Source organism: Bacteroides sp. K03 (assembly GCF_019734355.1).
Lineage (GTDB): Bacteria > Bacteroidota > Bacteroidia > Bacteroidales > Bacteroidaceae > Bacteroides > Bacteroides nordii.
The window spans coordinates 241,442-260,771 of record NZ_JAASHC010000001.1; the positions used below are offsets into that span (position 1 = coordinate 241,442).

Consider the following 19,330-nt stretch of genomic DNA (forward strand, 5'->3'; position numbering starts at 1 on the left):
TTTAAAAGAAAAATAAATAACTGAAGAATATGGCAGCAATGATACCCGAAAAGTCGGCTATCAAACCGCAGGTAACGGCATTTCTTGTTTTTGTAATGCCTACACTGCCAAAGTAGACTGCCAGAATATAGAATGTGGTGTCTGATGCCCCGCGAACTACACAACTGACGCGAGAAACAAAGGCATCGGGGCCAAACTGTTTCATGGTATCAATCATCAATCCGTTGGCAGCACTGCCACTCAGTGATTTCATCAGTCCGGTAGGCAAAGCACCAACAAAGCTGGTATCCAGTCTGCAAAATCCTACAGCCTGCCCTATTCCGTTGACAAGAATATCCATTGCTCCCGAAGTACGAAAGACTGCAATACCTACCAGGAAAGCTACCAGATAGGGTATGATTCGTACGGCAGTACTGAACCCTTCTTTGGCTCCTTCTACAAAGGAATCGTAAACGTTTATTTTCTTTCGTATGCCCGTCAGGATAAAGAGAATGATTACTCCGAATAGTATGATATTGGCAATCAGCGTAGAGTAAGTTCCCATTTCTTCACGTGAAAGAACAGTGAAAAGGTAAATCAAACCTCCGAAGAAAAGACTCAATATTCCCATTAATATCAATATGGGTTTGTTTATCAGGTTGATGCGTTGGGAAATGCTAACAACAATAACTCCCACTAATGTTGAAATGAATGTACTGAGCAAAATCGGGATAAAGATATCCGTAGGTTGTGCAGCTCCCATTTGGGCACGGTATACCATGATTGAAATAGGTATCAGTATCAGTCCGGAAGTGTTGATAACAAGAAACATGATCATTGGGTTACTGGCCGTATCTTTTTTCGGATTCAGTTCCTGTAACTCTTTCATTGCCTTGAGCCCCATCGGAGTAGCAGCATTATCAAGTCCCAGCATATTGGCAGACATATTCATAAAAATAGAGCCCATTACGGGGTGTCCCTTGGGGATATCGGGAAACAGGCGGCAGAATACCGGGCTTAACCAACGCGACAGTGCGTTGATAAGACCGCTGTTTTCACCAATCTTCATGATGCCCAACCATAAGGATAGAACCCCGGTCAACCCGAGAGAAACCTCAAAAGCCGTTTTGGATGAGCTGAACGTAGAGTTGATGATTTCAGTAAATATTTGTGTGTCTCCTGTGAAGATAAGCTTTCCGAGTGCTACGATAAAAGCTATGATGAAGAATGCTATCCAGATGTAATTTAGAACCATAATGTACTTGCTGTATTATTTGCAAAAATAGATATAACTTTCCATTAATCATCCATATTTTGTTTATTTTTGGCGGGGATTCGGTTTGCTATATTTATACAGATAACGATATGAAGACAAAAGTTGAGAGTATTCAGAAAGAGCTGGAAGCATATATTGACCCGGTGAAAAGGGAGTATTTGCCCAATTTCTTTAAGACAGGGAAGGGGCAATACGGAGAAGGTGATAAGTTTTTAGGGGTAGTAGTTCCCAATACACGTCTGGTGGCAAAGCGGCACAAAGAAGAACCGTTTGAGGTGATGGCAGAACTCTTGCAAAGTGACTGGCACGAGTGTCGTCTCTGCGCATTGCTTATGTTGGTAGAGCGCTTCAAGAAGTCCGGTGAAAAGGAGCAAAAAGAGATCTATGATTTCTATCTGACACAAACGGAACGGATCAATAACTGGGACTTGGTGGATTTGTCAGCTCCCTATATTGTAGGAGAGTATCTGAAAGACAAATCGCGTGAGGATCTGTATCGCCTTGCCGGTAGTACGCTACTTTGGGAGCAGCGTATCGCGGTAGTTGCTACGGCTGCATTGATAAGAAACAACGATTTCATCGATATCCTCCGTTTGTCAGAACTGTTGTTACATCACAAACACGATCTGATGCAGAAAGCTATTGGCTGGATGCTTCGTGAAATGGGGAAACGGGACCGGGATTTATTACTACAGTTTCTTGATAAGTATGCCCGTGAAATGCCCCGTACGATGCTTCGCTATTCGATAGAGAAGTTGACGGATGAAGAGCGGAAACACTATATGCAGCGCTAATTGAACAAGATGAAATAGTTTGTAATCCATGTATTCCGGCTGCTTTATCAGAGGCATATTCGGAAAAGGAGGCAATTATCCTGTCTGCTCGATACAACTATTCTCTGAATTGTACTATCTTTGTTAAAAAAGTGAAGATAAGCTGCACCCTGGCATAAAAAATAAACGCGTTCATTTTATTCTACTCTCGGTTTGCATTATCTTTGTACGATATATAAAAGAACGAGGATGTGATTTTATGGAAGAAGATTTCAATATACGCGATCATCAGCTGACAAGCCGGGAACGGGATTTTGAGAATGCGCTCCGTCCCCTTAGCTTCGAGGATTTCAGCGGGCAGGATAAGGTGGTGGAGAATCTCCGCATTTTTGTCAAAGCCGCCCGTCTTCGTGGTGAAGCATTAGACCACGTGTTGCTGCATGGTCCTCCCGGATTGGGAAAAACAACTCTCTCAAACATTATAGCCAATGAACTTGGAGTAGGCTTTAAGGTTACTTCCGGCCCGGTGCTCGATAAACCCGGTGATCTGGCGGGTGTACTTACCAGTCTTGAACCGAACGATGTCCTGTTTATTGACGAGATCCACCGTCTGTCACCTGTAGTGGAGGAGTACCTGTACTCTGCTATGGAAGACTACCGGATTGATATTATGATAGATAAAGGACCCTCTGCACGCAGTATTCAGATAGATCTGAATCCTTTTACGCTGGTGGGAGCTACTACCCGTAGTGGGCTGCTGACAGCTCCGTTGCGTGCACGTTTTGGTATTAACCTGCATCTTGAATATTATGATGACGATGTGCTGAGTAATATTATCCGTCGTTCAGCCGCTATCCTTGATGTACCTTGTTCGATACCCGCCGCAGGAGAGATTGCTTCGCGTAGCCGGGGTACCCCTCGTATTGCCAATGCACTGCTCCGTCGTGTGCGCGACTTTGCTCAAGTGAAAGGCTCCGGTTCTATTGATACGGAGATTGCTGCTTTTTCACTTGAAGCACTGAATATCGACAAATACGGATTGGATGAAGTGGACAACAAGATCCTCTGTACCATTATCGATAAGTTCAAGGGCGGTCCGGTAGGACTTACTACCATTGCCACCGCTTTGGGTGAAGATGCCGGAACAATCGAAGAGGTATACGAACCGTTCCTGATTAAAGAAGGCTTCCTGAAACGTACCCCTCGTGGGCGTGAAGTGACGGAACTGGCTTATAAACATTTGGGGAGGAGTCTTTATAGTAGTCAACAAACACTGTTTTAGTGATTAGTGATAAATGATTAGTGATAAGCGATTGAGCGTATGGAATATAGAAAAGGGATTTTGAAAACTAAGACAAAGGCTTTTGCTGTACGTGTTGTAAAGCTCTATCAGTATCTGTCACAAACTAAAAATGAACATATAATGTCAAAACAATTGCTACGTTCGGGTACAGCTATTGGTGCTTTACAACGCGAAGGAGAATATGCAGAAAGTAAACTTGATTTCGTTCATAAATATGCTATTGCGCAGAAAGAATGTAACGAGTCTCTTTATTGGCTAGAGTTACTTCATGAAACTTCGTATTTAAATACAGAAGAATATAGTAGTATGTTTACTGATGCCGAAGAGATAATGAAGTTGCTAACAGCAAGTATCTGCACAGCCAAAACTAATCACTTATCACTAACTCGTTAATCACTAATTAACATGGGTGGATTAAAATCATTAGCCAAAGATACTGCCATTTATGGTGTTAGCAGCATAGTAGGGCGTTTCCTCAACTATCTGTTGGTGCCTATTTACACTATTTCTATGCCCGCTTCTACGGGAGGATATGGTGTTATTACGAATATGTACGCCATTACGGCACTTCTGCTTGTACTACTTACATGCGGTATGGAAACCGGATTTTTCCGTTTTGCCAATAAGGGGGAAGAAGATCCGGTGAAAGTTTACTCTACTACCTTATTGACTGTAGGAGCTATTTCTCTTTCGTTTCTTGCCGTATGTCTTTTGTTTCTTGAGCCGATAGCTGGAGTAATGGGGTATGAAGAACATCCCTGGTATCTTGGGATGATGCTCATTGTGATTGCAATGGATGCTATACAGGCTATCCCTTTTGCTTATCTGCGTTATAAAAATCGTCCTATTAAGTTTGCAGCTTTAAAGATGTTATTCATCTTTGCCAGCATTATTCTCAACATTGTCTACTTCGTATTTATGAAAGGAACCGATGTAGGCGCTGCTTTTCTGATTAATCTTATTTGTACATCGCTGGTAATGCTTTGCCTGATATCCGAACTGCGCGGTTTCCGTTATACACTGGATCGTGATTTGATGAAGCGGATGTTTCGTTACTCTTTTCCTATTCTTATATTAGGTATTGCAGGTATACTGAACCAGGTGGTCGATAAGATTATCTTTCCGTTTGTTTATCCCGATCCGGTAGAGGCTGATGTGCAGTTAGGTATATATGGAGCCACCAGTAAGATAGCGATGATTATGGCTATGTTTACACAAGCATTCCGTTTTGCTTACGAACCATTTGTGTTTGGTAAGAGTAAAGAGAAAGATAATCGGCAAATGTATGCACAAGCTATGAAGTTCTTTATCATTTTTACTCTTCTGGCCTTTCTCGTGGTGATGTTTTATCTCGATGTATTACGTTATGTTATCGGGCGCGATTATTGGGAAGGGTTGAAAGTAGTGCCTATCGTTATGGCTGCCGAGATGTTTATGGGTGTGTATTTTAATCTCTCGTTCTGGTATAAACTGACAGACAAGACGAAATGGGGAGCTTACTTTTCGCTGACAGCTTGTACGATTGTTATTCTGATGAATGTCTTTCTGATTCCTGTGTATGGTTATATGGCTTGTGCCTGGGCAGGTTTTACAGGATATGCTGTTGCTATGTTACTCTCTTATTTCGTGGGACAAAAGAAATATCCGATAGCATATGATCTGAAGAGTATCGGTGGATACGTACTTTTAGCACTGGTGATCTATACAGCAGGCGAGTGGATACCGGTGGATAATATGTTGCTCCGCCTGCTTTTACGTACATTGTTACTGTTTGTATTTATAGGATATATCATCAAACATGATTTGCCGTTGAAGCAAATTCCAGTTATTAACCGTTTTGTGAAGAAGTGAATATGAAAACAGACAATCGAAACACTTTTGCCGTAAAGAGTTTTCTTCGTGAGTATCTCGATTTGCGAAAAGACAAGGATAATGAGTTGGAGACCATTGACTCTATCCGTAAAGGAGTGGAATTTAAAGGAGCTAACCTCTGGATTCTGATCTTCGCAATCTTTATGGCTTCGTTAGGACTGAATGTGAACTCTACCGCAGTAATTATCGGTGCGATGTTGATTTCCCCGTTGATGGGACCTATTATGGGAGTAGGGCTATCCGTCGGGTTGAACGACTTTGAATTGATGAAACGCTCCTTAAAGAGTTTCCTCATAACCACTGCATTCAGCGTTACTACGGCAACTGTTTTTTTCCTTTTTACCCCCATTGCCGAGGCGCAGTCGGAATTGCTGGCACGTACTTCACCTACGATTTATGACGTATTCATCGCACTTTTTGGTGGATTGGCAGGTGTTGTTGCACTCTCTACAAAGGAAAAGGGAAACGTGATTCCGGGCGTTGCTATTGCTACGGCATTGATGCCCCCACTCTGTACAGCAGGATACGGGTTGGCATCGGGTAACCTGATTTATTTTCTGGGAGCTTTCTACCTCTATTTTATTAACTCCGTTTTTATCAGCCTGGCTACCTTTATCGGAGTACGGGTGATGCACTTCCAGCGGAAGGAATTTGTAGACAAGAAACGTGAAAAGACGGTACGCAAATATATTATCCTGATCGTTGTCCTTACGATGTGCCCGGCTGTTTATCTGACATTCGGCATTATCAAAAGCACTTTTTATGAAACGGCTGCCAATCACTTTATCAATACGGAATTGAATTTTGAAAATACACAGGTGCTTGATAAGAAGGTTAGTTACGAACACCGCGAGATTCGTGTGGTACTTATTGGCCCCGAAGTTCCTGAGGCTTCTATTGCTTTGGCGCGTAGCAAGATGAAACAGTACAAACTGGAGGAAACAAAGCTGGTTGTGCTACAAGGCATGAACAACGATGCAATGGATATTTCGTCCATTCGTGCCATGGTCATGGAAGACTTTTATAAGAACAGCGAACAACGGCTGCAAGAACAACAAAAGAAGATTTCCGCTTTGGAAAAGAACCTTGAGAAGTATAAATCTTATGATGAAATGAGCCGTACTATTATACCGGAATTAAAGGTATTGTACCCTTCAGTGACCACCGTTTCAATCTCTCATACACTTGAGACTACGGTGGATTCGTTAAAAACGGATACGATTGCGCTGGCTGTACTGAAGTTTACCCGTCATCCGAGTGAGAGTGAGAAGGCAAAAATAACCGAATGGCTGCAAGCCCGTGTAGGGGCGAAGAAACTGCGTCTGATAACAGAGTAAAATAAAAAACTGACTGCTAAATTCAATATAGATGAGACTTAAACTATTTACAATTATTGCCCTTTTCATCTCATCGGCTGTTTATGCTGACGAGGGAATGTGGCTACTGGGGAACCTGAATAAACAAACGCGGCAAACGATGAAAGAACTGGGTTTGCAGATGCCTGCCAATAAACTCTATAATCCTAAGAAGGCTTCGTTGAAGGATGCCGTTGTCAGCTTTGGTGGGTTTTGTTCGGGGGTAGTTGTCTCAGAAGACGGATTGGTTTTTACTAACCACCATTGCGGTTTCAGCAGTGTGCAGCAACATTCCACCGTAGAACACGATTACCTGAAAGATGGTTTTGTGGCCCGTAACCGGGACGAGGAATTACCCAATCCGGAGCTTTATGTTCGTTTTCTGCTTCGCACCGAAGATGTGACCAAGCGGGTGCTGAAAGTAACCCATGACGCTATGACTGAGCAGGAACGTATGGTTGCTGTTGATTCTATTTCGCGTCTTATAGCAGACGAAGTGAGCCTCAAAGATTCTACTCTTGTGGGAGTCGTTGATGCTTATTATGGTGGAAATGAGTTCTGGCTTTCAGTTTATCGCGATTTCAACGATGTTCGTCTGGTGTTTGCTCCTCCTTCTTCTATTGGAAAATTCGGTTGGGATACGGATAACTGGATGTGGCCCCGCCATACCGGTGACTTCTGTGTTTTTCGCATTTATGCCGATAAAAAGAATCGTCCGGCTGATTACTCGCCGGACAATGTACCCTATCATCCGGCTTATGTAGCGCCTGTTTCGCTTGACGGATATAAAGAAGGATCTTTTTGTATGACTTTGGGCTATCCCGGTAGTACGGAACGTTTCCTCTCTTCCTTCGGCATTGAGGAGATGATGAATGGTATGAACCAGGCGATGATAGATGTGCGTGGTGTAAAGCAGGCTATTTGGAAGCGTGAGATGGATCACCGGGCAGATATTCGTATCAAATATGCTTCGAAGTATGATGAAAGTTCCAATTACTGGAAAAACAGTATCGGGACAAACAAAGCCATCCGTAAGCTGAAAGTACTTGAAAAGAAACGGGAGTTGGAAACTACCCTCCGTCAATGGATTCAGAATACTCCTGCCGAACGGGAGAAACTGATGCATTTGTTATCTTCTCTGGAACTGAACTATAAGAGTCGTCGGGAAACCAACCGTGCGTTGGCCTATTTCGGTGAATCCTTTATCAACGGTCCCGAGCTGGTACAGCTGTCCCTTGAGATTCTTAACTTTGATTTTGAAGCCGAAGAAAAGCAGGTTGTTGCGCGGTTGAAGAAATTATTGGAGAAATATGACAATCTGGACCTTTCGATCGATAAAGATGTATTTACTGCACTTCTGAAAGAATACCGTGAAAAGGTTTCTCCTGAATATCTGCCACCGATGTATCAGACGATTGATACGCTGTATAACGGCAATGAACGGGCTTATATCGATACTTTGTATGCCCGCTCCGAGATAACTACTCCACGGGGATTGAAACGTTATCTGGAGCGTGATACAACATTTAGTATGCTGGATGATCCGGCCATTTCTTTAGGCATTGATCTGCTGGTGTCTTATTATGATATGAACCAGGCCATCGTGGAGGCTTCGCAAAACATAGAGAAGGATGAACGGTTGTTTAATGCCGCTGTTCGCCGGATGTATGCCGACCGTAACTTTTATCCCGATGCCAATTCCACCATGCGGCTTAGTTTCGGGACGGTTTGCAGTTACTCTCCGTTTAATGGTGCTATCTATAACTACTATACTACTCCGATGGGTATTTTTGAAAAGATGCGGGACCATCAGGGTGATCCGGATTTTGAGGTCAGTCCTCGTTTACTGGAGTTGTTCAGTGCCGGAGACTTTGGGCGTTATGCCGATGAAAAGGGCGAAATGAGAGTCTGTTTTATCTCCAACAATGACATAACAGGTGGTAACTCCGGCAGTGCTATGTTTAATGCCAAAGGAGAATTGCTGGGGCTTGCTTTTGATGGTAATTGGGAAGCAATGAGCAGTGACATTGTCTTCGAACCTGATTTGCAGCGTTGTATCGGCGTAGATGTGCGTTATATACTTTTCGTTATTGAGAAGTATGGAGAAGCGGGTAACCTTATAAAAGAGTTAGATATCCGGTAAAAGCGAGTAATATGCATCTTTCTACCGTTTGAGAATGATCACTGTTACTGCGGTAATAATGAGTATTATTCCCAAACCTACGCTGTTCGTGAAGGGTTCGCCGAACATGAAGATACCTACACATACAGCTGTTACCGGTTCCATTGCCCCCAAGACTGAGGTGAGTGTGGAACCGATACATTTTACTGCTCTTACCAGTGCAAGATTAGAAATAACGGTTGGGATAATGGCAAGCATTGCCAGATTTCCGGCTGTATGCAGGTTGGGGATCGGTTGGATATGTCCTGTTGTACCAATTCCTATGAAAAGGAGCAGGGTTCCGAAAAGGAAGACATAGAATGTGAGCCGTAGTCCCTTCATCTGACCTATTTTTAGTTGGCTCACTGTGACTAAATAGAGCGCATATCCCAAAGCAGAGAGGAGAACGATAAAAATACCTGTAAATGTAATACTCCCCGAATCATCTCCTTGAGAAAGGAAAAATACTCCCGCCACAGCCAGAGCTATGGCCATAAATCGCCAGATCGATTTCTTTTCCCGAAAGAATAGCATCATGATCAGTGTAGTCAATACAGGATACATGAAATGCAAAGTTGTAGCTATCCCACTTGCCATAAATTTATATCCCCAGAATAAGAATACGGCAGATATAAGATAAAAAAATGCCAGTAAAAGGAGTGAAGGTATATCACGGCGGTTAATACGGAATGACTGTCCGTCAATTAACAAAATAACTCCCAGGGCCAGTGTGGCAAAAGCAAATCTATATAATAAAATGGATTCAAACTGCATCCCTTGCTGCATTGCAGGGATGGTAAACATCGGGATGAGACCGAAGGATGCCGAAGATAGCAGTCCGTACAGGAAACCATTTAGTTTATTCATATCAAGGGATAGCGTTAATCAGTAAAAAACATTGCAAAGGTAATGTTTTTCCTGGCTTCTTTTATTTTCATTCGGCTATATAAAACGAATCACCCGGATATAGATTATTTCTACATTCGGGTGAATTGTGTATATAATACAAGTCTTTTTTATCGTAATGATTCTATAAGATTATTTTTTCTTTTTTCTACGTGCCCATCCTTCTTCACTAGAATTCGGCTTTTCATCATTAAAGAACTGCTGCCAGTCATCCTTTTTACCACGTGCACTGTTGTATCCACGTTCTTCACGACTTGGCTTTTGTTTTTTACTGTCAGTAGAAGCAGCAGTTGCTCTGGCCGGTTTGTCTTTGCGTGGTTTTGTTGATGCAGATGACTTTGCATCTCTGCCGTTATCTTTGTATCTGCCACTGCTTTTGCGCCCTTCTCCGCCTTCTTCTCCGGCTACCTCGACCGAAACTCTACGTCCATTCCAGTTTGTGCGATTCAGCGCTTTTATAACGTTTTGTGCCTCTTTTTCATCTACCTCAAAGAAAGAGAAGTTCTTCATCAGATCAATACGTCCCAGTTCAATGCGCCCGCGAGTATTGCTATTCAGCAGGTTGATGAGTTCGTTCGGGAAAAAGTTGTCCATTTTACCCAGATTGATGAATAAACGGGTAAAGCCCGGTGCTGCTGTACGGCTGCCACCATTATCACGGCTACTGCGTCCTTCGGGACGAGTGCCACGTTCGCCACGACTATCGGTTGCAGTCTGTATTTCTTCGCGGTCACGATAGTATTCAAGGAAACGGTTGAACTCCATAGATACCATCCGTTTGATAACGTCTTCCTTACTCAACCATTCCAGTTTACGATAAATTTCGGGCATGAAGTCGGCAATTTCTTCCTCATTAACCTTTACTTTTTCAATATCGTCAATCACCTTGATGAGCTGTTTCTCACAGATTTGCTTGCCTGTGGGTACTTGCTCCATAATGAACTTTTTGCCGATGATACGCTCTATCTCGCGCATTTTTCCTTTCTCGCGCATGTTAACAATAGCGATAGAGATACCTGTTTTTCCCGCACGTCCGGTACGTCCGCTGCGATGCGTATAGCTTTCCGTATCATCCGGCAGGCCGTAATTGATAACGTGTGTTAAGTCGTTTACATCCAGTCCGCGTGCAGCTACGTCTGTAGCGACTAATATTTGTATATTGCGTAAACGGAATTTCTGCATAACGGCGTCACGCTGTGCCTGAGAGAGTTCTCCATGCAATGAATCGGCGTTATAGCCTTCCTGCATTAGCTTGTCGGCAATCTCCTGCGTCTCTTTACGGGTACGGCAGAAAACGATACCATATATCTGCGGACAGTAATCTGCTACACGTTTTAGTACAGCATATTTATCTTTCGCCTGAACCATATATGCAATATGCTTCACGCTATTGGTGCTTTCGTTTTTACGTCCAATGGTGATTTCTTTGGCCTCACGCAAATATTTCTTAGAAATACGTGCTATTTCCGGACTCATAGTAGCCGAGAAAAGCAATGTATTACGTTCTTGCGGAACGTCTGCCAGAATAGCGTTAATACTGTCTGTGAATCCCATATTCAACATCTCATCAGCTTCGTCCATTACAACATTGCTGATAGTAGAGAGGGAAACGGTTTTGCGCTCCATCAGATCGAGCAAACGACCTGGAGTAGCTACTATGATGTGTACACCACGTTTCAGACTACGTATCTGGCTATCTATAGATGATCCACCATATACGGGCAGTACTTTCAATCCGTCGATGTATTTGGAATAATCATTTAAATCACCTGCTATCTGCAAGCAAAGCTCCCGTGTAGGGCAAAGGATAAGCGATTGAGGAACACGGTTTTTTACATTAATCTGTTGTATCAGCGGCAGACCAAATGCGGCTGTCTTCCCAGTTCCTGTTTGGGCAAGAGCTACTACATCATTATTTTCTCCTAAAAGGTACGGAATCACTTCCTCTTGTACCGGCATGGGATTCTCGTATCCCATTTCTTCGACTGCTCTACGTATCTCCGGAGAAACGCCAAGCTCTTCAAATGTCTTCATTAAATCTCTGTATATCTTTATATTCGGGCGCAAATATACGTAAAATTAGTGGAAACTAATTCTTTTGACTATAGCATTGTTTGTTTTTTATTTAATTTTGCATACTTATAAAGGCATATTACCGTTATTAGTGCATAACCGGAGGTATATAATCGATTCTTAGAGATATCATATCGATTATAAAATTGTAGTAAATCTGTTGCTTGAAAAAATAAAATCCTCAAGATTCCCAAACTTTGAAAGAAATGTTCTTTGTATTATTCCAGCAAAATACTTTGTAATTGCTCGATGTCCTTAGTGGTGAGATCGAGCCCCTTTTCAAGATAAGTCGGTATATCTCCGTATGTCCGCTCAATTTCCTCTTTGGCAGCATTTAGAAAATCTTCTTTTGCTGTATAAACGGTAGTGATGGCCTCCTGCGAATTCACCGGAAGTTTGTAGGCATATTTAGAGGCTTTGGGTATATTAAAGTAATCGTTACTCAGGCGATAATCCTGCATTATGATATCTTCGTTTACTCCCAGAGCGGCAAGAATAATGGCAGAGGCAACACCTGTACGTCCTTTGCCGGAAGTACAGTGAATAATAACGGGATAGTTGCTTTGATCCTGCAAAATGCTAAAAAGCTTTTTATACTCATCACGATAATCTATTGCCAGTTTACGATTCATTTGTTCTACGATACGGTTGATGGTATCACCCTTGATTTTTCCCTCCTGTATGCCTTGTAATACCTTTTCCATATTACCTGTTGCAATGGGAATGTAAACGACATTGAAACCTTCTTGAATCTGCGGATAGTTATTCCGTTCTTCGGGAGTACGAAAATCGATAATAGTCTTTATTCCTATATTTCTTAATTCTCTGAGTGCCGCACAACCGAGGCTGTCAATTTGTGCCGAGCGATAGAGCATACCCCAACGAACGTTTTTTCCTGTGGCAGAGGATTTATACCCACCCAGATCGCGGAAGTTTTGTATACCGGGGATATTCACATTACGGGTCGCTATTTTTACACGGTATTTATTGTTAAATACCATCATATAATAATAACGTCTGGAAGGGTCATCTGTGACAATGGTCATTTTACCATCGGAAATGGCGGCAGCGGCAATTGGGAGTGTTTCCGGTATCATTTCCGGATTGGTAGACGCATATACTTTCACCTGCCCCTGGATAAGAGGGGCCGTTTCCCACTTAATGATACAGTTTCCTACATTGTTTTCCTCACAAACAACCGAGATATTCGGAGGTGTTTTGGAGCATGAAGGGAACAAAAGGAAAATAGCAAGCCAGTTGATCAGGTTCTTATACATAGTATATTGTCTAAAACTCTAATTGCAAAGATATGAATAACTGGCAGACTTTGTCATTACTTTGCGATTATTAGACAAACTACAGAGTTTTTAATACTCACACAGATTATACGGGGAGATCTGTGTTCACTCTGAAACGTAGAAAGTCCGGATCTTATTTCTCAATAAGTTTTTCAACGAATTCCTTTGAAACAGAATTATGGAAGCTTTTACAAACTTCTGCAGCAAAAGCTTTGCCATATCCGATGATTTTATCCCATATTTCTTGGTTCAGTTCATTCAGGTCGCGATAGCGTATGTCATACTTCAGCATACCATAAATAAGTCCGGCGTTGAAGTTATCGCCGGCTCCGATAGTACTTACTGCATTCAACGGTTCTATCGGATAGTCTTTCCGGAAGTTTTTGGTACGTAGTGCGATTTGTTCGGCTCCTGCTGTACAAATAAAGTTAGGACAGTAGAACTGGATCTTATCTTTGTATATTTTATCTGTATCATTCAGCCCGTACATATAGAAAAAATCTTCTATTGAGCCACGCACAATATCTGCATACTCCAGATTTTCAATAATGGTAGATGCGAGCTTCATGGCTTCGTTTTTGTGTGAGCTGCGGAAGTTGGGGTCGTAATATATAATTGCTTTTTTCTCTTTTGCTGTTTCCAGTAACTCCACTATTTTTTCGCGGAGTACAGGATTGAGTGCATAGTAAGAACCAATAACTACGATATCGTCTTCATGTATTTCCGGGAATACTACATCGAGGCGCTGTTTGGGATAATCTTTGTAGAAGATGTATTCTGCATCGTTGCGCTCGTTCAGAAAGGCGAGGGATACAGGTGATTTTCCGTCAGGGAAAACGTTTACATGTTCTGTTGGCAATCCGTTATCTTGCATGAATTGCAGGATAATATTACCTACACGGTCATTTCCCGTTTCACTGATAAAACATACATTTATGCCTGCACGTCTCAAAGATACGATACCATTGAAGACAGAGCCACCCGGTACAGCAACCGAGGGCCGGTTTCCTTCAAAGATGATATCAAGAATCGTTTCACCAATACCGATTACTTTACGCATAGCTCTCTTGATTTTTCTCCCAGATAACCACCATGATGGCGTTTGGAATATTCTTCAATCGTAAATTGAGTTTTTTTCATGGTTTGTACTACCAAAATATCTCCGATAACAGTCATTACGGTAGTCGATGTAGTGGGGGTCATTCCCAATGTACATACTTCCGCCGGTTTACCTGTACTGAGACAGACATCTGACTCATCGGCCAGTGGGCTGTCCGGATTACCAGTAATTACGATAAACTTCAATCCGGGATTCAGGTTGTGTGCCAGCTGTGTTAATTCCACAATTTCACGTGTTTTACCGGAGTTGGAAATGAGTAATAGCAAATCATTCTCTTGCAAAATGCCCAGGTCGCCATGCTGTGCTTCACTTGGATGTAAAAAAACAGAGGGAATACCGGTAGAACAGAATGTAGTGGCAATGTTCATGGCAATCTGTCCGGCTTTTCCCATACCACTGGTTACAAGCTTACCCTTTTTAATACAAATTTGTTCTATAATAAGGTCTACTGCCTTTTCATAGGCGTCTGTTACCGGGATATTCAGCACAGCTTGTGCTTCCTTCTGCAAAAGGTCTTTAATGGATTCTATCATATGGTCATTATTTCTTTTAATTCTTCCAGCGTGTTGGCTATGTCATAGTACGTAGAGAACGGATGACGGGCGAACCCTTTACCTTCTATCTCTTTGAGTGCTGCTAATAAGGTGTCGTAAAAACCATTCACATTGTAAAACACCACTTTCTTATGATGATAACCGATGGATGCGGCTGCCATGACGTGGAATATCTCGTCCAATGTACCTACGCCTCCCGGAAAAGCCAGTAATATATCTGATTCTTCTACGATAATGTCTTTACGGTCACTGAGGTTATGGGTATGAATAATACGATCCGGCAGCGTGCTGACTTTTCCGTTCTCTTCAAGTTTGGCGGGAACTACACCGATAATGTGTCCACCGTTTGTTTTTACTGCCTGTGCTACACATTCCATAAGCCCGAGACTGGCACCGCCATATATAAGAGTTTTGCCTGTTTCACCTATCCATTTGCCTACCCGGACAGCAGCATCGGAATACATTTTGTCAATGTTTTCTGATGCAGAACAGAATATTCCTATCTTTTCCATACACGTTGTCACTGTTATAGTCTACAAATATCTGCAATTTTCTATAAACGACAATAAGTTTTATTGTATTTTTGTAGCATCAATAAAACTTAGTACTGATAATGAAGAATTTACTAACGGAGCAGGTCGAGCATACTCTGTCAAATGGCTTGAGGATTATTTGTAAACCTGTAGTTTCCGATGTGACTTATTGTGGTTTTGCTGTGAATGCCGGTACTCGTGATGAGGCTGAAAATGAACAGGGAATGGCTCATTTTGTAGAACATCTTATCTTTAAAGGCACGCAAAAGCGGAAAGCCTGGCATATATTAAACCGTATGGAGGCTGTGGGAGGTGATTTGAATGCCTATACCAATAAAGAAGAGATGGTAGTTTACTCTGCTTTTCTGGCAGATGACTTGTCGCGTGCAGTAGAATTGCTGGTTGATATTGTATTCCGTTCTACTTTTCCGCAGCGTGAGATAGAAAGAGAGACAGAAGTGATCATTGACGAAATACAATCTTATGAAGATAATCCTTCAGAATTGATCTTTGATGACTTTGAAGATATGATATTCCGTGGACATCCATTGGGGCGTAATATTTTGGGGCGCCCGGAGTTGCTGAGGCAATTCCGGACAGCTGATGCATTGGCATTTACCCAACGACTGTATCAACCCTCTAATATGGTTTTCTTTGTTCAGGGAAAAATTGATTTTAAGAGGCTGGTTAATATGTTGGAAAAACTAATGGCAGATATACCAGCTGGTGAGGTGCAAAATTCACGTACTCCACCGCCATTATATGTCCCGGAACGTTTGGTAATACCGAAAGATACTCACCAAGCTCATGTAATGTTAGGAAGCCGGGGCTATAATGCTTACGATGATAAACGTACCGCTCTCTATCTGCTGAATAATATTCTGGGTGGTCCCGGTATGAATAGTCGTCTGAATGTTGCTTTACGTGAACGCCGTGGGTTGGTATACAATGTAGAATCCAATCTTACTTCTTATACGGATACCGGTGCTTTTTCTATCTACTTTGGTACAGACCCTGAGGATGTGGATACTTGTCTGAGATTGACTTATAAAGAACTAAAGCGGATGCGTGATGTAAAGATGACTTCCTCACAAATTGAGGCTGCCAAAAAACAGTTGATAGGACAAATTTGTGTGGCTTCGGATAATTTTGAGAACAATGCTTTGGGTATGGCTAAAACTTTCCTGCATTATAATAAGTTTGAGAATCTGGATACAGTCTGTAAACGTATAGAGACATTGACGGCAGATAATCTTCTTGAAGTAGCCAATGAGATGTTTGCAGAGGAATATCTGTCTACACTGATTTATAAATGATATCATAACACTTACGGCTTTTTTTTCCGGGGTATCTCTTTTATCCCGGTGAAGAACGATGTACGACATGTGCATCTGGTACTGCACGAGATGTGCATGTGGGACATCCTGACATGTGCATCTCGTACAGCACGACATGCACATGTCGTACATCGTTCAATTACGGTCTTTCGTTCGTTTGATTATAATGTATGATAGAGGAGAATGAGACACAATAGATAAAGGGATGAGGTCGGTACAATTGCTGCGCTTTGTACCTGCCATATTACTTAATTGAGGAACGGCAGGTATATGCAATTCTTAATGTTAGTGAATTTGTTTAATAAAAAGGAACTTGTTTGTCGTTTAACTAATATATTTATAGCTAAATAACTGGTACACGACGAAACGTCTCGTTTTAATTTTTTTGTATAATAAGTAAAATAGTATCATGAAAGTAAGATCAATGTTATTGGGCTTGTCCCTGACTGCTCTGCCTGTTTTTGCGCAGACCCCGGTTTATCTTGACGATAGCAAGCCGATAGAAGAGAGAGTAGAAGATGCCCTATCCCGAATGACAGTGGAGGAGAAAGTAGCCATGACGCATGCACAGTCAAAATTCAGTTCCCCGGGTGTGGCGCGTTTGGGTATTCCTGAGTTTTGGATGACAGACGGACCTCACGGTATACGTCCCGAAGTGTTGTGGGATGAATGGGATCAGGCTGGCTGGACCAATGATTCTTGTGTGGCTTTTCCGGCTTTAACTTGTCTGGCTGCTACCTGGGATCCGACAGTGTCTATGCTCTACGGAAAAAGTATCGGAGAAGAAGCCCGCTATCGCAATAAAACCGTTTTGTTGGGACCGGGTGTGAATATCTATCGTACACCGTTGAATGGGCGTAATTTTGAATATATGGGTGAAGATCCTTATCTGGCAGGACGTATGGTCGTTCCTTATATACAGGGAGTACAAAAGAATGGAGTGGCTGCCTGTGTGAAGCATTATGCGTTGAATAACCAGGAAGTGAATCGCCACACTACAAATGTGATAGTAGATGACCGTGCTCTGTACGAAATATATCTGCCTGCTTTTAAGGCAGCCGTTCAGGAAGGTAACACATGGGCTATCATGGGTTCTTATAATTTGTACAAGGATCAGCATGTTTGCCATAATCAATACCTGCTGAATGACATATTAAAAGGTGAATGGGGATTCGATGGTGTAGTTGTATCCGATTGGGGAGGTGTACATGACACAGACCAGTCTATAACCAACGGACTTGACATGGAGTTTGGTAGCTGGACCAACGGTTTGTCTAACGGTACGAGTAATGCTTATGACAATTATTATCTGGCGCAACCTTATCTCGAACGTATAAAGTCGGGTAAAGTAGGTACAAAAGAGTTGGATGATAAGGTACGCCGTATTCTTCGTCTGGCCTTCCGTACAACAATGGATCGTAACCGTCCTTATGGTACAATGAGATCACCGGAACACTATGAAGCTGCCCGTAAGATAGGTGAAGCGGGTATTGTATTGTTACAAAATAACAACGATCTGTTACCTATCGATCTTGATAATACAAAAAAAATTGCCGTGATCGGTGAGAATGCTGTAAAGATGATGACTGTAGGTGGTGGTTCTTCCTCTTTGAAAGTGCAACGTGAAATCTCTCCGCTGGATGGCATTCGCAACCGCGTTGGTAATAAGGCAGAAGTTGTCTATGCGCGCGGTTATGTAGGTGATGCAAGTGGCGAGTACAACGGCGTCGTTTCAGGGCAGAATCTGAAAGATGACCGTACTCCGGAGGAACTTATTGCTGAGGCTGTACGTGTGGCAGGAGAAGCGGATTATGTAATATTCATTGGAGGGCTAAACAAAAGTGCGCATCAGGATTGTGAGGACTCTGACCGTGCCGGACTTGGTTTACCGTACGATCAGGATAAAGTTATTACAGAACTCGTCAAAGCTAATAAGAACCTGATTGTAATCAATATCTCCGGTAATGCTGTTGCAATGCCTTGGGTGAAAGAAGTCCCCGCTATTTTGCAGGCATGGTTTTTAGGTTCGGAGGCAGGGACAGCTATCGCTGCTGTATTGACTGGTGATGTGAATCCGTCCGGTAAATTACCTTTTACCTTTCCTGCTAAGTTGGAAGACGTGCCCGCACATCAGCTGGGCGAGTATCCCGGCAATGAAAAGGTAGGTAACATTGTCAACGAGAAGTACAATGAAGGTATTTTCGTAGGGTATCGTTGGACCGATAAACAGAAGAAGGTGAAGCCACTCTTCCCCTTTGGTTATGGGTTGAGTTATACTACATTTGAATATGGTAAACCGGTTGCCGATAAGAAAACGATGTCTGCCGATGATACAATTACTTTTACGGTATCTGTGAAGAATACTGGTACCCGTGAAGGTCAGGAAGTAGTTCAGCTCTATATCAGTGATAAAAAATCATCTTTGCCCCGTCCTGTTAAAGAGTTGAAAGGTTTTGATAAAGTAAAGCTCGCTCCGGGTGAGGAAAAGACCGTATCATTTACGATTGCTAAAGATGCCCTGAGTTTCTTCGATGACGCCAAACATGAATGGGTGGCCGAACCGGGTAAGTTTGAAGCTGTAATAGCTGCCTCTGCCGCCGATATTAAAGGGGTAGTTCCTTTTGAATTGAAATAAAAAGATCTTTAAACAGATACTTGCTTATTGATAAGCAATACATCCTGCGCACTTGTTTTCATTTCGTCTGTTTATCAGAGAGTGAGAGTGCGTAGGATGTTTTTTCTTTTATACAGGGTCTATGCTGTTTATCTGATTAGTATAAGTTTCATTTT

General features: G+C 42.3%; 15 protein-coding genes. 8 read left to right on the forward strand and 7 right to left on the reverse strand.

The genetic code is table 11. The features are described 5' to 3' along the window. Position 1 precedes the first annotated feature (1 nt). On the reverse strand, positions 2-1,234 hold the full coding sequence (locus tag HCG69_RS00890) for a nucleoside recognition domain-containing protein (protein WP_221648451.1): 1,233 nt from the start codon (positions 1,232-1,234) through the stop codon (positions 2-4). A 110-nt stretch (positions 1,235-1,344) separates the two neighbouring features. On the opposite strand from HCG69_RS00890, the gene HCG69_RS00895 reads away from it, so the two are divergent. From HCG69_RS00895 to HCG69_RS00920, 6 genes are all read left to right on the forward strand, one after another. Next, positions 1,345-2,049, forward strand: coding sequence for a DNA alkylation repair protein (locus HCG69_RS00895; RefSeq protein WP_221648452.1), 705 nt, complete (start codon positions 1,345-1,347; stop codon positions 2,047-2,049). A gap of 238 nt (positions 2,050-2,287) precedes the next feature. After that, positions 2,288-3,310, forward strand: a complete 1,023-nt coding sequence (ruvB, locus tag HCG69_RS00900) for a Holliday junction branch migration DNA helicase RuvB (RefSeq protein WP_221648453.1) — start codon at positions 2,288-2,290, stop codon at positions 3,308-3,310. A gap of 39 nt (positions 3,311-3,349) precedes the next feature. Then, positions 3,350-3,724 carry a four helix bundle protein gene (locus HCG69_RS00905; RefSeq protein ID WP_002558610.1) on the forward strand — a complete coding sequence of 125 codons (375 nt, stop codon included), beginning with the start codon at positions 3,350-3,352 and terminating at the stop codon, positions 3,722-3,724. 12 nt (positions 3,725-3,736) lie between these two features. Continuing rightward, a complete protein-coding gene (locus tag HCG69_RS00910) occupies positions 3,737-5,182 on the forward strand; it encodes a lipopolysaccharide biosynthesis protein (RefSeq protein ID WP_221648454.1) in 1,446 nt (481 codons plus the stop codon). Between the two features lie 2 nt (positions 5,183-5,184). Beyond that, on the forward strand, positions 5,185-6,540 hold the full coding sequence (locus HCG69_RS00915; protein ID WP_221648455.1) for a TIGR00341 family protein: 1,356 nt from the start codon (positions 5,185-5,187) through the stop codon (positions 6,538-6,540). A gap of 31 nt (positions 6,541-6,571) precedes the next feature. Next, a complete protein-coding gene (locus HCG69_RS00920) occupies positions 6,572-8,701 on the forward strand; it encodes a S46 family peptidase (RefSeq protein WP_221648456.1) in 2,130 nt (709 codons plus the stop codon). Positions 8,702-8,722: 21 nt separating this feature from the next. Here HCG69_RS00920 and HCG69_RS00925 read toward each other — a convergent pair whose 3' ends face one another. The 6 genes from HCG69_RS00925 to HCG69_RS00950 all read right to left on the reverse strand — a co-directional run bounded on the left by HCG69_RS00925 (position 8,723) and on the right by HCG69_RS00950 (position 15,182). Next, positions 8,723-9,586, reverse strand: coding sequence for a DMT family transporter (locus HCG69_RS00925; RefSeq protein WP_221648457.1), 864 nt, complete (start codon positions 9,584-9,586; stop codon positions 8,723-8,725). Positions 9,587-9,757: 171 nt separating this feature from the next. Further along, positions 9,758-11,659 (reverse strand): DEAD/DEAH box helicase, encoded by a 1,902-nt coding sequence (locus tag HCG69_RS00930; RefSeq protein ID WP_221648458.1) that lies wholly within the window; start codon positions 11,657-11,659, stop codon positions 9,758-9,760. 257 nt (positions 11,660-11,916) lie between these two features. After that, positions 11,917-12,975, reverse strand: a complete 1,059-nt coding sequence (locus HCG69_RS00935) for a tyrosine-protein phosphatase (protein ID WP_221648459.1) — start codon at positions 12,973-12,975, stop codon at positions 11,917-11,919. Between the two features lie 154 nt (positions 12,976-13,129). Beyond that, a complete protein-coding gene (locus HCG69_RS00940; RefSeq protein WP_221648460.1) occupies positions 13,130-14,056 on the reverse strand; it encodes a carbohydrate kinase in 927 nt (308 codons plus the stop codon). Continuing rightward, complete coding sequence (locus tag HCG69_RS00945) at positions 14,044-14,649, reverse strand: SIS domain-containing protein (protein WP_002558620.1); 606 nt, start codon at positions 14,647-14,649, stop codon at positions 14,044-14,046. The genes HCG69_RS00940 and HCG69_RS00945 overlap by 13 nt, the downstream gene beginning before the upstream one ends. Beyond that, a complete protein-coding gene (locus HCG69_RS00950; protein WP_221648461.1) occupies positions 14,646-15,182 on the reverse strand; it encodes a TIGR00730 family Rossman fold protein in 537 nt (178 codons plus the stop codon). Before HCG69_RS00950 ends, HCG69_RS00945 begins: the two co-directional genes overlap by 4 nt. Positions 15,183-15,283: 101 nt before the next feature. On the opposite strand from HCG69_RS00950, the gene HCG69_RS00955 reads away from it, so the two are divergent. Next, positions 15,284-16,519 carry a pitrilysin family protein gene (locus HCG69_RS00955; protein ID WP_221648462.1) on the forward strand — a complete coding sequence of 412 codons (1,236 nt, stop codon included), beginning with the start codon at positions 15,284-15,286 and terminating at the stop codon, positions 16,517-16,519. A 430-nt stretch (positions 16,520-16,949) separates the two neighbouring features. Next, on the forward strand, positions 16,950-19,175 hold the full coding sequence (locus tag HCG69_RS00960; RefSeq protein WP_221648463.1) for a glycoside hydrolase family 3 C-terminal domain-containing protein: 2,226 nt from the start codon (positions 16,950-16,952) through the stop codon (positions 19,173-19,175). Positions 19,176-19,330 lie beyond the last annotated feature (155 nt).